9 protein-coding genes and 8 tRNA genes are annotated in these 12,072 nt (G+C 64.5%); 6 read left to right on the top strand and 11 right to left on the bottom strand.

The window, feature by feature from the left end; translation table 11 throughout:
• The first annotated feature begins 10 nt into the window (after window positions 1-10).
• The 4 genes from VITFI_RS14510 (at window position 11) to VITFI_RS14525 (ending at window position 5,620) form a co-directional block, all read left to right on the top strand.
• A complete protein-coding gene (locus tag VITFI_RS14510; protein ID WP_089417585.1) occupies window positions 11-3,163 on the top strand; it encodes an efflux RND transporter permease subunit in 3,153 nt (1,050 codons plus the stop codon).
• 39 nt (window positions 3,164-3,202) lie between these two features.
• Complete coding sequence (locus VITFI_RS14515) at window positions 3,203-3,856, top strand: protein-L-isoaspartate O-methyltransferase family protein (RefSeq protein ID WP_089417586.1); 654 nt, start codon at window positions 3,203-3,205, stop codon at window positions 3,854-3,856.
• 4 nt (window positions 3,857-3,860) lie between these two features.
• Window positions 3,861-4,193, top strand: coding sequence for a rhodanese-like domain-containing protein (locus VITFI_RS14520; RefSeq protein ID WP_089417587.1), 333 nt, complete (start codon window positions 3,861-3,863; stop codon window positions 4,191-4,193).
• Window positions 4,194-4,261: 68 nt separating this feature from the next.
• Window positions 4,262-5,620 (top strand): TolC family outer membrane protein, encoded by a 1,359-nt coding sequence (locus VITFI_RS14525; RefSeq protein ID WP_089417588.1) that lies wholly within the window; start codon window positions 4,262-4,264, stop codon window positions 5,618-5,620.
• Here the strand turns inward: VITFI_RS14525 and VITFI_RS14530 are convergent.
• Both VITFI_RS14530 and VITFI_RS14535 read right to left on the bottom strand, forming a co-directional pair.
• A complete protein-coding gene (locus tag VITFI_RS14530) occupies window positions 5,598-6,923 on the bottom strand; it encodes a 3-deoxy-D-manno-octulosonic acid transferase (RefSeq protein WP_232476629.1) in 1,326 nt (441 codons plus the stop codon). The two genes, VITFI_RS14525 and VITFI_RS14530, sit on opposite strands and share 23 nt — an antisense overlap.
• Window positions 6,920-8,308 (bottom strand): phosphomannomutase/phosphoglucomutase, encoded by a 1,389-nt coding sequence (locus VITFI_RS14535; protein WP_089418183.1) that lies wholly within the window; start codon window positions 8,306-8,308, stop codon window positions 6,920-6,922. The genes VITFI_RS14530 and VITFI_RS14535 overlap by 4 nt, the downstream gene beginning before the upstream one ends.
• A gap of 100 nt (window positions 8,309-8,408) precedes the next feature.
• On the opposite strand from VITFI_RS14535, the gene VITFI_RS18725 reads away from it, so the two are divergent.
• Together VITFI_RS18725 and VITFI_RS14545 are read left to right on the top strand one after the other, a co-directional pair.
• Window positions 8,409-8,921, top strand: coding sequence for a methylated-DNA--[protein]-cysteine S-methyltransferase (locus VITFI_RS18725; protein WP_089417589.1), 513 nt, complete (start codon window positions 8,409-8,411; stop codon window positions 8,919-8,921).
• Window positions 8,918-9,802 (top strand): DMT family transporter, encoded by an 885-nt coding sequence (locus tag VITFI_RS14545; protein ID WP_089417590.1) that lies wholly within the window; start codon window positions 8,918-8,920, stop codon window positions 9,800-9,802. Before VITFI_RS18725 ends, VITFI_RS14545 begins: the two co-directional genes overlap by 4 nt.
• A gap of 64 nt (window positions 9,803-9,866) precedes the next feature.
• Here VITFI_RS14545 and VITFI_RS14550 read toward each other — a convergent pair.
• The 9 genes from VITFI_RS14550 to gltX all read right to left on the bottom strand — a co-directional run bounded on the left by VITFI_RS14550 (window position 9,867) and on the right by gltX (window position 12,058).
• Window positions 9,867-9,943 (bottom strand) — tRNA-Asp (locus VITFI_RS14550).
• A 4-nt stretch (window positions 9,944-9,947) separates the two neighbouring features.
• Window positions 9,948-10,023: transfer RNA gene (locus VITFI_RS14555), tRNA-Glu, on the bottom strand.
• Window positions 10,024-10,050: 27 nt separating this feature from the next.
• A tRNA-Asp gene (locus VITFI_RS14560) sits at window positions 10,051-10,127 on the bottom strand.
• 4 nt (window positions 10,128-10,131) lie between these two features.
• A tRNA-Glu gene (locus VITFI_RS14565) sits at window positions 10,132-10,207 on the bottom strand.
• Between the two features lie 22 nt (window positions 10,208-10,229).
• Window positions 10,230-10,305, bottom strand: a tRNA-Ala gene (locus VITFI_RS14570).
• A gap of 6 nt (window positions 10,306-10,311) precedes the next feature.
• Window positions 10,312-10,388, bottom strand: a tRNA-Asp gene (locus VITFI_RS14575).
• A gap of 4 nt (window positions 10,389-10,392) precedes the next feature.
• Window positions 10,393-10,468 (bottom strand) — tRNA-Glu (locus VITFI_RS14580).
• 32 nt (window positions 10,469-10,500) lie between these two features.
• Window positions 10,501-10,576: transfer RNA gene (locus tag VITFI_RS14585), tRNA-Ala, on the bottom strand.
• Between the two features lie 87 nt (window positions 10,577-10,663).
• A complete protein-coding gene (gene gltX / locus VITFI_RS14590; protein ID WP_089417591.1) occupies window positions 10,664-12,058 on the bottom strand; it encodes a glutamate--tRNA ligase in 1,395 nt (464 codons plus the stop codon).
• Window positions 12,059-12,072 lie beyond the last annotated feature (14 nt).

Genomic DNA, 12,072 nt, shown 5'->3' on the forward strand with positions numbered 1-12,072 from the left:
CCGCGCCGTCATGTGGTTCACCCGCCTGTCGATCCGCAACCCGGTGATGGCCGTGATGGTCATGCTGGCCTTTGTGGTGCTGGGGACGTTCGCTTACCAACGGCTCAAGGTCGATCAGTTCCCGAACATCGAGTTTCCGACGGTGGTGGTGTCGGTAGGCTATCCGGGCGCGTCGGCGGAAATCGTCGAGCACGAAGTCACCGAGAAGGTGGAAGAAGCCGTCAACACCATCGCTGGCATCAACCTGCTGCAATCGCGCACCTACGAGGGCCAATCGGTGGTCATCGTCCAATTCAATTTGGACATGGATGTGCGCCGCGCCGCCGAAGACGTGCGCGAAAAAATCGCCACCATCCGCGCCGCCCTGCCCGACGAGGTGGACGAACCCAAGGTGCAGCGCTTCGACCCCGCCTCACGCCCCATCTGGACACTGGCGCTGACCTCGCCCGACGGCAGCCAAGCCCCCGCCGCCCTCACCCACTACGCCAAAGAGGTGCTGAAAAAGCGCCTGGAAAACGTGCGCGGCGTCGGCTCGGTGACGCTGGTGGGTTCGGCGGAACGCCAAATCCAAATTCACCTGCGCCCGGCGGCGTTGGACGCCTACGGCCTCAGCGCCGAACAGGTGATGAGCGCCGTGCGCACCGACATCCGCGAGCTGCCCGCCGGCCCGCTGCGGGCCACCGAGGTGGAACGCACGGTGCAAGTCGATGGTCGGGTGGCCACGCCGACCCAACTGGGTGCGCTGGTGGTGGGACGCCGGGCGGGCCAATCGGTACATCTGGCCCAGGTGGCCGACATCGTCGATGGGCCGGAAGAAACCGAAACCGTTGCCCTGTTCAATGGCCGGCGCACGCTGGCGTTGGATGTCGTCAAAGCGCAAGGCGAAAACACGCTGGACGTGGTCAACGGCTTGGACGGCGTGGCCCAGCGCCTGCGCGCCGAGCTGCCCGCCGGCATGGCCATTGACGTGGTGCGGGATGGCTCGCGCCCCATCCGCGTGTCGGTCAACAACGTGCGGCGCACGCTGATCGAGGGCGCAGCGCTGACCATCGCCATCGTGTTTCTGTTCCTCAACTCGTGGCGCTCAACCGTCATCACCGGGCTGACGCTGCCGATCTCGCTCATCGGCACCTTCATGTTCATGCAGTGGTTCGGGTTCTCGATCAACATGATCACGCTCATGGCCTTGAGCTTGTGCGTGGGCTTGCTGATCGACGACGCCATCGTGGTGCGCGAAAACATCGTGCGCCACATCCAGATGGGCAAACCGGCCCGCCAAGCCGCCCTGGACGGCACAGCAGAAATTGGCCTGGCGGTACTGGCCACGACGCTGTCCATCGTGGCCGTGTTCCTGCCGATTGGGTTCATGTCGGGGATCATCGGCAAGTTTTTTCACGAGTTCGGCATCACCATCGTGGCGGCGGTGCTGATTTCGATGTTCGTCAGTTTCACGCTGGACCCGATGCTGTCCTCGGTCTGGCACGACCCGGCCATCGACCGCGAAGGCCAGCCCTTCGTGCCACGCAGCCTGTACGACCACACGCTGGGCCGTCTCACCCACTGGGTGGATCGCGCCGGCCACCAGCTCGGCCACGGCTACGAAGGGGCATTGGCCTGGTCGCTGCGCCACCGGGGCGCCACCGTCGGGTTGGCGCTGGGCACGTTGGTGCTGTCCGGTGCGCTCATCCCCAAGTTGGGCAGTGAGTTTGTACCGAAGGCCGATTTCGGCGAAACCTGGGTCAGCTTCTACACCCCCGCCGGCACCAGTTTGGCGGTGACGCAAGAGCGCGCCCGGCAGGTCGATGCGATCTTGCGCGCCATGCCCGAAGTGCGCGATACCTTGGCGACGATCAACACCGGCCAAGCCCAAGGCCGCAACCAAGTGACGCTGTTCGTGCGCTTGGTGGATCGCACCCAGCGCGCCACCACCGCCGATGGCCTCTCCCCCGCCCTGCGCGAGCGCCTGGCCCGCGTGCCGGGCATCACCGTCACCCATGCGGGGTTGATGGATTCGGTGGGTGGCACCAAGGCCGTGGTGCTGTCCCTGCAAGGGCCGGATTTGGACGAGCTGGGGCGCCTCAGCCAGATGTTGCAAGAGCGGCTGCGTCCGGTGCCTGGCTTGGTGGATTTGGACACCAGCATGAAGCCCCCCAAACCCGCCATCACCGTGCGCGTGCGCCGCGAGGCAGCGGCGGACGTGGGGCTGTCGGTCGGTGCGATCACCGGCCACCTGCGCCAGCTTTTGAGTGGGGACACCGTCGGCACCTGGCGCGCCCCGGACGGGGTGAACCACGACGTGATCGTGCGCTTGGCCCCCGCGCAGCGCCAGCAACCCGCCGATCTGGCACGTTTGCCCCTGCCCACACCCGCCCAAGCCGACGGCACAGTGCGCAGCATCCCGCTGGCGCAAGTGGCCGAGCTGGTGCCCACCACGCTGCCGCTGCAAATCCACCACCGCGACATGAGCCGCGAAGTGGAACTCACCGCCAACACGTCGGGGCGTTCGCTGGGGCAAGTGTCCGCCGACATCCGCCAAGTGCTCGATGCCACACCACTGCCGCCCGGCTACAGCGTGCGTTTCGGCGGCGCCACCAAGGACATGCAGGAGAGCTTCGCCTACGCCGTGTCCGCCTTGGCGATGGGAGTGATCTTTATCTACATGATTTTGGCCAGCCAGTTCAAGAGTTACATCCAGCCCCTGGCGCTGATGAGCAGCCTGCCGCTGACCCTGATCGGCGTGGTCGGTGCGCTGCTGCTGTGGCGTTCCACCCTCAACCTGTTCTCGGTCATCGGTGTGGTGATGCTGATGGGTTTGGTGACGAAAAACGCCATTCTGTTGATTGACTTCGCCATCCGCCAGCGCGAAGCCGGCGTCGAGCGCACCCAAGCCCTGCTGGACGCCGCCCGTGTGCGCCTGCGCCCCATCTTGATGACGACGCTGGCCATGGTGTTTGGCATGGTGCCGCTGGCCTTCGCCCTGACCGAAGGCTCGGAGCAGCGCGCACCCATGGGCCAAGCGGTGATCGGTGGCGTGCTCACCTCCTCGGTGCTGACCCTGGTGGTGGTGCCCGTGGTCTACGCTGTGTTGGATGACCTCACGGTTTGGGTGCGCCGCCACCTTGGCGGGCCACGCGCCAGCGCCAAGCAAGGGGAAGCTTCCTAGAATGGCAGGCTGTCTTGCACCGCCCCGAGGAAACCCACCATGAACATCGAACAGGCCCGCTTCAACATGATCGAACAGCAGATCCGCCCTTGGGATGTGCTGGATCCTGCCGTGCTGTCGCTGCTGGCCATTGTCAAGCGTGAAGATTTCGTGCCCGCCGCCTGCCGCGCCCTGGCCTTTGTGGACACCGAAGTGCCCCTGGCCGATGGCCAAGTGATGCTCGCCCCGCGTGTTGAAGCCCGCATGGTGCAAGAACTGAAGGTGCAACGCCACGAAACCGTGCTGCACATCGGCACCGGCTCGGGTTTTGTGGCGGCCCTGCTGGGCCACCGTGCCCAGCGTGTCATCACCCTGGAAAAGCGCCCGGCCCTGGTCAAACAAGCGGCAGACAACCTGCGCCGCGCCGGCCTGGCCAACGTCAGCGTGCGCGAAGCCGACGGCAGCCAAGGACTGGCCGCTGAAGGCCCGTTTGACGCCATTTTGTTGTCCGGCTCGGTGGCTGCCGTGCCGCAAGTGTTGCTGGATCAACTCAAAGTCGGTGGCCGTTTGGTCGCCATCGAAGGGCACGAGCCGACCATGTGCGCCGTGCTTTACACCCGCCAATCCTCCTCTGCTGTGAGCAAGGAAATCCTGTTCGACACCGTGGCTGCACGGCTCGAAGGCTTCCCCGAGCCCAGCGCTTTCCGCTTCTGATGCCATGAACCACCTGCACGTCCAAGACCTCGTTTCCTTCCTCCAAACCGAGTCGGCACGCGCTCCCGTGCTGTTGGACGTGCGTGAGCCCTGGGAAATCGCCCAAGCGGCGCTGAACGTGCCGGGCACGCCCACGCTGTGCATCCCGATGGCCCAGATCCCCGCTCGGTTGGGGGAGCTGGAGACCCCACGGCCCATCGTCTGCGTGTGCCACCACGGCATGCGCAGCCTGCAAGTGGCGCTGTTCCTGCGCCGCCACGGCTTCGAGACCCACAACCTCGACGGTGGCATCGATGCTTGGTCGATCCAAGTCGATGCCAGCGTGCCGCGCTACTGACGCACCGGCCTGCCCCTGCCGTTCTTCGCTTCTTCTTTTTCTCTCATTGGCTCTCAGAGGAATTCGTTATGTCGCTCTTGTCGCGCTTTGTTCCGTCTCGTGTTGCGGTGTTGGCCGCGTTGGTGGGGCTGGCAGCGGCCTCGACCGCACATGCCCAGAGCTTGAGTGAGTTGCTCGAAGCCGCTCGCAACTACGACGCCACTTTTCTGAGCAGCAAAGCCCAAACCGACGTCGCCCGCGCCCGGGCCGAGCAGACGGGTTCCCTGCGCCTGCCCAACATCGGCGCCAGCGCCAGCGTGACGCGCAACAACACCGATTTTCCTTACCTGCCTTCGGGCTCCAACGGTTCGCTCAGCACCACACGGCAGGTGGCGCTGACGCTGCAACAAAGCCTGTTCAATCGTGCCAATGATTTCAGCATCGATCAGGCCGAAAGCGCGGTCAGCTTGAGTGAAGTGTCGTTGCTCAACGCCGAGCAAGATTTGGCAGTGCGCGTGGCCCAAGCCTACTTCGACGCCCTCGCCGCCCAGGACACCCTGACCACCATCCAAGCCAGCAAAAAAGCCGTGGCCGAGCAACTGGCGGCCACCCGGCGCAGCTTTGAGGTGGGGTTGGTTCCCATCATTGATGAGCGCGAGGCTCAGGCCCGCTTCGATCTGGCTGTGGCGCAAGAACTGGCCGCTGAAAGCGACTTGCGCTCCAAGCTCGACGCCTTGGATGGTTTGGTGGGCCGCCGCAACGTGACCCCGAAATCGTTGCGCGCCCCGGTGGCCCTGCCCATGCTCCAACCGGTTTCGGTGGACGAGTGGATCACAGCAGCCGAACGCAACAGCCTGCGCATCCGCCAAGCCCAGCTCGAACTGGACACGGCCCGTGCCGAGACCGCCAAAGCCGAAGCAGGGCATTTACCAACGGTGTCACTGAGCGCGTCTTATGCACGCTTGCAGCAGGACTACGCCACCCGCACCATCCCTGGTCAAGCTTATGACGGTTTTGGCAGCAATGGTTCGATCGGCATCACGGTGAACGTGCCGCTGTTTGCTGGGTTTGCCATCCAAGGGCGCGTCAAGGAAACGCTGGCTTTGGAGGAGCGCGCCCGGCTGAATTTGGCCGATGTGCGCCGCACCGTGGTTCAAGGCACCCGCACCGCGTTTGACTTGGTGCTGAGCGGTTTGACACGGGTGAAATCGCTGGAAACCGCCGAAACTTCCAGTAAAACGGCCCTGGAGGCGACGCAAAAAGGCTACCAAGTCGGCATGCGCGTGAACTTGGACGTGCTCAACGCCCAAGCCCAGCTCTCCCAAACGCAACGCGATCTGGCCAAAGCCCGCTACGACACGTTGATGATCAGCCTCAAACTGCGCCAACTCACCGGCCAACTGGTGCAGGGGGACATCGACGCCATCACCCAACTGCTGGCGCCGTGAGTTGAGCCGCCATGGCTTCGACCATGCGTTGCGCCGCACCCCGATGCGCGGCGCTGAAATGCGCGGCGGCTTCGGCGGCTTCGGCGCGCCAATCGGTGTCGGCCAGCATTTCGGCGGCTTGGATCAGCGCGGCATCGAGCCCCGGCTCCTGCCAAGCGGCACCCGCTTGAACGGCCTGCACCGCCGCTTCCGCAAAGTTGAACGTTGACGGGCCCAGCACCATCGGGCAAGCACAGGCCGCTGCTTCAATCAGGTTGTGTCCACCGAGGGGCTCAAAACTGCCGCCCAACAAGGCCACGTCGGCGCAAGCGTAGTACAGCGCCAGCTCACCCAGCGAATCGCCCAACCAGACGTCGGCACGCAACGCATCGGTGGGCACGTCGTCACGCCACTGGCTGCGTTGCGCCAGGCGCATCCCACTGGCACGCACCCACTGTGCCACCGCCGCAAAGCGCTGGGGATGGCGCGGCACGATCACCAGCAGCGGTTCCGCCGCCAACGCTGTACGCCATTGCGCCCGCCACGCCGGCCAGCGGGCCAACAGCGCTTGTTCTTCTCCGTCGCGGGTGTTGGCAAACAGCAGCACGGGCCGAGCCAGTTGCTCCCGCCAACGTCGCCCCTGTGCCAATTGCTCGGGCGGCGGCGTGAGGTCGTATTTCAAGTTGCCGCACACCGCCACGCATGGCACACCAGCGGCGTGCAGGCGCTGGGCATCGGCTTCGGTTTGCGCCAACGCTTGCGCCAGCGCCCGCCCCGCCGGATGCAACAACGCCGCCAGCCGGCGCCCACGCCGGGCGCTGCGCTCACTCAGCCGCGCATTGGCCAGCACCATCGGCACACCGGCCCGCTGGGCTTCGTGCAACAGCACGGGCCAAATTTCGGTTTCCATCAGCACCCCCAGCTTCGGGCGCAGGGTGTACAGGAAACGCCGCACGGCGCCGGGGGTGTCATAGGGCAACCAAGCCTGTGCGTCACCGGGGCGCAGCAACGCCCGCCCCGCTTCCCGGCCCGTGGCCGTGGTGTGGGTGAGCAGCAAACGCATGTCCGGCTGCGCAGCGCGCAAGGCGGCAATCAGGGGCGCGGCGGCCTTGGTTTCCCCCAAGGAAACAGCATGCACCCACACCGCCCCCGGCGCCAGGGTCGGCAATTGCCAGCCGAGCCGCTGCGGCCAGTGTTCAACGTAGCCCGGCTCTTGTCGCCCCCGCCACGCTACACGCGCACCGTACAGCGGCAGAGCGGCCCGCATCAGCGTCGTGTAGGCGCCGTAGGCCAGCGCCTCACGCGGGCTGAAGGCCGTGTTCAATGCGCCGCCGCGCCCACCTGGGCATCGGGCTTGACACGACGCAGGGCGGCCATCAAATCCGCCTCGATGCGGTGCAGCGCGTCGGGCGTCTGCCCCTCAAAGCGCAGCACCAGCACCGGCGTGGTATTGGAAGCACGCACCAAGCCGAAGCCGTCCGGGTAATCCACGCGCAAACCGTCCGTGGTGGTGATCTCCGCGCCCGGGAAATCGGCCACGGCCAGCAGTTGGCGGATCACCTCGTGCGGCTCGCCTTCAGCGCACGGCACGTTCAGCTCTGGCGTGCTGAAGCTGGTGGGCAGGGCATTGAGCACGGCGCTCGGGTTGTCCGAACGAGAGAGAATTTCCAGCAACCGACCTGCGGTGTACATCGCATCATCAAACCCGTACCAACGTTCGGCGAAGAAGATGTGGCCGCTCATTTCCCCAGCAATCGGTGCCCCGGTTTCCTTCAGCTTGGCCTTGACCAGCGAATGCCCCGTCTTCCACATCAGCGGCACGCCGCCGGCGGCGCGGATTTCGGGTGCGAGCTGCTGGGTGCATTTCACGTCGTAGATGATGGTGCCGCCGGGCACGCGGGTGAGAATGTCCCGGGCGAACAGCACCAGTTGCCGATCCGGGTAGATGATCTGGCCATCGCGGGTGACGACGCCCAAACGATCGCCATCGCCATCAAACGCCAAGCCGAGTTCGGCCTCGGTGGCGTTCACCACTTTGATGAGGTCGGCCAGGTTTTCCGGCTTGCTCGGATCGGGATGGTGGTTCGGAAAATCTCCGTCCACGCGGCTGTACAAGTCGATCACCTCGCAGCCCAGCGCCCGCAAAATGGCCGGGCCGCTCGCGCCCGGGATGCCGTTGCCCGAATCGACCACGATTTTCATGGGCCGTGCCAGTTGGCAATCCGAGGTGATGCGCTGGGTGTACTCGGGCACGATGTCCAGCGTGCGGACGCTGCCGCTGCCTTGCGCGTACTCCTCGGCTTCGATGCGGCGGCGCAGGCCCTGGATCTCATCACCGTAAATCGCCCGACCGGCCAGCACCATCTTGAAGCCGTTGTAATCCTTCGGGTTGTGGCTGCCGGTGACTTGGATGCCGCTGGTGCAGCCAATGTCTGCCCGCGTGGCGGCGACGTAGTACACCATCGGCGTCGTCACCGCGCCCAGGTCGATCACCTCCAGCCCCGTGGACGCCAGGCCCCGCTTGAGCGCCTCAATCAGCGCCGGGCCGGACAGGCGCCCATCGCGCCCCACCACCACGGCTTTTTCGCCCAATTGAACCGCCTCGGTGCCGAAGGCGCGGCCCAAATGCTCGGCCACGGATTCGTCCAGCGTTTTGCCGACGATGCCGCGAATGTCATAAGCCTTGAAGATCGATGCGTTGACGTGCATGGTGCAAAAGCCCATCGGCGGGGCTGGGTCTGAAAGATGGGCAGCGATTGTAGAGAGCCGCTACAGTGCCTCCACCTTTCCTACCTGTGGAAATATCCAGATGTCAACCTCTCGCCCCTCCTCCTGGGTCGCACAGACCCTCATTGAGACCCCATTGGGGTGCATGCGCTTGGCGGTCACGGCACGCGGTTTGGGCGGGGCGTGGTTTGAGGGCCAACGCCATCACCCCGGTGAACTGAACGCCCCCGACGTGCCCACCCACCCGTGGCTCGTCCAAGCCCGCGAAGAACTCAGCCGCTACTGGGCCGAACCGCTGGCCGCTGCGTTCACTGTGCCGCTTGATCCGGCGGGCACGGCCTTTCAGCAAGCCGTGTGGTCAGCGCTGCGCCGCATCCCGACAGGGCACACCTGGCGCTACGGCCAACTCGCCACCCAATTGGAGCGCCCGAACGCGGTGCGGGCCGTGGGTGCGGCCATCGGTCGCAACCCGTTGAGTGTCATCGTGCCGTGTCACCGCGTTCTGGGCGCCAACGGTTCGTTGACGGGTTATGCCGGCGGTTTGACGCGCAAACAAGCGTTGTTGAATGCAGAAGGCGTGAAGGTACCCGCATGAAACTGCAAGATTGGATCACGCTGGTTGTGCTCGCTGCCATTTGGGGGGGATCGTTTTTGTTCACCCGCATCGCGGTGCCAGAACTGGGTGCGGTGGCACTGGCAGGATGCCGCGTCATCGGAGCGGCCTTGTTTTTATTGCCCTTGCTGGCCTGGCAACGCCAATTGAACGGCCTGCGCACTTACGCTGGCCGCCTGCTGCTGGTGGGGTTGACCAATTCGGCCCTGCCGTTCGCCTGTTACGGACTGGCGGCGTTGGTGCTGACCGGGGGCGTGCTGTCGGTGGTCAACGCCACGGCACCGCTTTGGACGATGGTCATCGCCTGGCTTTGGCTGGGTGAACGCCCCGGGCGCGGCCCTGTGCTCGGGCTGGCCTTGGGCGTGTGCGGCGTGGCGTGGTTGGTGGCCGATCAAGCGCACCTGCCCACCGGCCAGGCTGGGGTGAGTACCGGCCTGGGTTTGTTGGCGTGTTTGTGTGCGCCGCTGCTGTACGGGTTTTCCGCCAACCTGAGTCGGCGCCACATGAACGGCGTGCCAGCCATGGTGCAGGCCACGGGCAGCCAACTGGCCGCCGGGTTGTGGCTGCTCGGGCCCACGTGCTGGATGTGGCCAACGCATGCGCTCACGCCCACCGCTTGGGGGGCCACGGCGGCGCTGGCCATCGTTTGCACTGGCGTGGCTTATGTGTTGTTTTTCCGCTTGATCAACCGCATCGGTGCCAGCCGCGCAGTGACGGTGACGTTTCTCATCCCCGTGTTTGCCATGGCTTGGGGCAGCTGGTGGCTGCATGAAACCATCACCCCCACGATGCTGATGGCCTGTGGTGTGATTTTGCTGGGCACCGGGTTGGTGACCGGGGCGTTGCGCTGGCCGCTTCGCTGAATCAGCAGGGCCACAAAGCAAAAAGCGCACTTGAAACACATCAAGCGCGCTTTTAACAACCGATTGGCGGAGTGGACGGGACTCGAACCCGCGACCCCCGGCGTGACAGGCCGGTATTCTAACCAACTGAACTACCACTCCGCAGTGGCATCTCCTAGGGGATTCGAACCCCTGTTACAACCGTGAAAGGGTCGTGTCCTAGGCCTCTAGACGAAGGAGACAAGTAACCATGACAACTCAGCAAAATGTGGCGGAGTGGACGGGACTCGAACCCGCGACCCCCGGCGTGACAGGCCGGTATTCTAACCAACTGAACTACCACTCCGCAGTGGCATCTCCTAGGGGATTCGAACCCCTGTTACAACCGTGAAAGGATCGTGTCCTAGGCCTCTAGACGAAGGAGACTTTGTGCTGAATTATCGAAAACTGGTGGAGGTAAGCGGGATCGAACCGCTGACCTCTTGCATGCCATGCAAGCGCTCTCCCAGCTGAGCTATACCCCCAGATTTTGGCGGAGTGGACGGGACTCGAACCCGCGACCCCCGGCGTGACAGGCCGGTATTCTAACCAACTGAACTACCACTCCGCAGTGGCATCTCCTAGGGGATTCGAACCCCTGTTACAACCGTGAAAGGGTCGTGTCCTAGGCCTCTAGACGAAGGAGACATGGCCTTTACGTAATGACGTCAACGCTTGGTTGGTGGAGGTAAGCGGGATCGAACCGCTGACCTCTTGCATGCCATGCAAGCGCTCTCCCAGCTGAGCTATACCCCCATTGCACACAACTGAACTTTGCAGTTTCGCTGCGTTGCGTTGTTGGCGTCGCCGTCATCAAGCAAGACCGCTACTATAAAGCAGCTTTTACACAGATTGCAAGCGTTCCATCACGATTTTTTGATCGAACAGCGCCAACACCGCATCTACCGACGGCGTCTGCGCCCGCCCGCACACCGCCACCCGCACCGGAATCGCCAAATGCGGCATCTTCAGCTTGAATTCGGCCAGGGTGTCTTTGAGCGCTTGGTTGATGCCCGCTTTGTCCCACGTCGCAGCCCCCAGGCGTGCGGCCAAAGCAGCGAACGCCGGGCGGATGGCCTCGGTCAAGTGTTGTGCCCGATCTGCGTCCGACGGGGTGACGGGGGCGAAGTACATCGCCAACCAATCCGCCAACTCCACCGTCGTGCTGCAACGGTCTTTGAACAGTGCGCACATCGGCACCAACACGGCTTCGTCGGCCACGTCGATGCCGCGTTTGCGCAACTGCGTCGCCACCAGGCCAGCCAAACGGGCATCGTCGGCTTGCTTGATGTACTGGGCATTCACCCACAGCAGCTTGGCGGCGTCCCACTGCGCGGGGCTCTTGGACAGGTGGGTGCCATCAAACCACTGCACCAGTTGCTCGCGGCTGAACAGCTCGTCGTCGCCATGGCTCCAGCCCAGGCGAGCCAGGTAGTTGAGCATGGCTTCGGGCAGGTAGCCGTTGTCCTCGTAGGCGGTCACGCTCACGGCACCTCGACGCTTGGAGAGCTTCAAGCCATCGTCGCCCAAAATCACCGGCACATGGCCAAAGTGCGGCAGCGGCGCCCCCAGGGCACGGAAGATGTTGATCTGCCACGGCGTGTTGTTCACATGCTCGTCGCCCCGGAAGACGTGGGTGATGCCCATGTCCCAATCGTCCACCACCACGGCGAAGTTGTAGGTGGGCACGCCGTCCGGGCGTTGGATAATGAGGTCGTCAATCTCGCGGTTGTTGATGGTGATCGGGCCTTTCACCAGATCGTCCCAAGTCACATCCCCTTCGGCGGGGTTGCGGAACCGCACCACCGGCTTCACGCCTTCGGGCACCGGCGGCAGCACTTTGCCGGGTTCGGGGCGCCAGCGGCCGTCATAACCCGTTTTTTCGCCGCGTGCCTTTTGGCCTTCGCGCATGGCGTCCAGCTCTTCGGGCGTGCAGTAGCAGCGGTAGGCGGTGCCAGCGGCCAGCATCTGGTCGATGACGGCGTGGTAGCGCTCCAGGCGCTGCAATTGGTAGAACGGGCCTTCGTCGTATTCCAGGCCCAGCCAATGCATGGACGCCAGAATTTGATCGACCGAATCCTGCGTCGAGCGGGCCACATCGGTGTCTTCGATGCGCAGCACAAACTGGCCGCCAAAGTGGCGCGCAAACGCCCAGGAATACAGCGCGGTGCGCGCCGTGCCCAGGTGCAGGAAACCCGTCGGGGACGGGGCAATGCGGGTGCGAATGGGTGCGGTCATGGGAGTCAACAGGT

It is taken from the genome of Vitreoscilla filiformis, assembly GCF_002222655.1.
In the GTDB taxonomy this organism is placed as follows: Bacteria; Pseudomonadota; Gammaproteobacteria; order Burkholderiales; family Burkholderiaceae_C; genus Ideonella; species Ideonella filiformis.

Coding starts and splice junctions, on each gene's coding strand:
- VITFI_RS14510 (WP_089417585.1), top strand. CDS start 11: ATGTGGTTCACCCGCCTGTCGATCCGCAACCCGGTGATGGCCGTGATG.
- VITFI_RS14515 (WP_089417586.1), top strand. CDS start 3,203: ATGAACATCGAACAGGCCCGCTTCAACATGATCGAACAGCAGATCCGC.
- VITFI_RS14520 (WP_089417587.1), top strand. CDS start 3,861: ATGAACCACCTGCACGTCCAAGACCTCGTTTCCTTCCTCCAAACCGAG.
- VITFI_RS14525 (WP_089417588.1), top strand. CDS start 4,262: ATGTCGCTCTTGTCGCGCTTTGTTCCGTCTCGTGTTGCGGTGTTGGCC.
- VITFI_RS14535 (WP_089418183.1), bottom strand. CDS start 8,308: ATGCACGTCAACGCATCGATCTTCAAGGCTTATGACATTCGCGGCATC.
- VITFI_RS18725 (WP_089417589.1), top strand. CDS start 8,409: ATGTCAACCTCTCGCCCCTCCTCCTGGGTCGCACAGACCCTCATTGAG.
- VITFI_RS14545 (WP_089417590.1), top strand. CDS start 8,918: ATGAAACTGCAAGATTGGATCACGCTGGTTGTGCTCGCTGCCATTTGG.
- gltX (WP_089417591.1), bottom strand. CDS start 12,058: ATGACCGCACCCATTCGCACCCGCATTGCCCCGTCCCCGACGGGTTTC.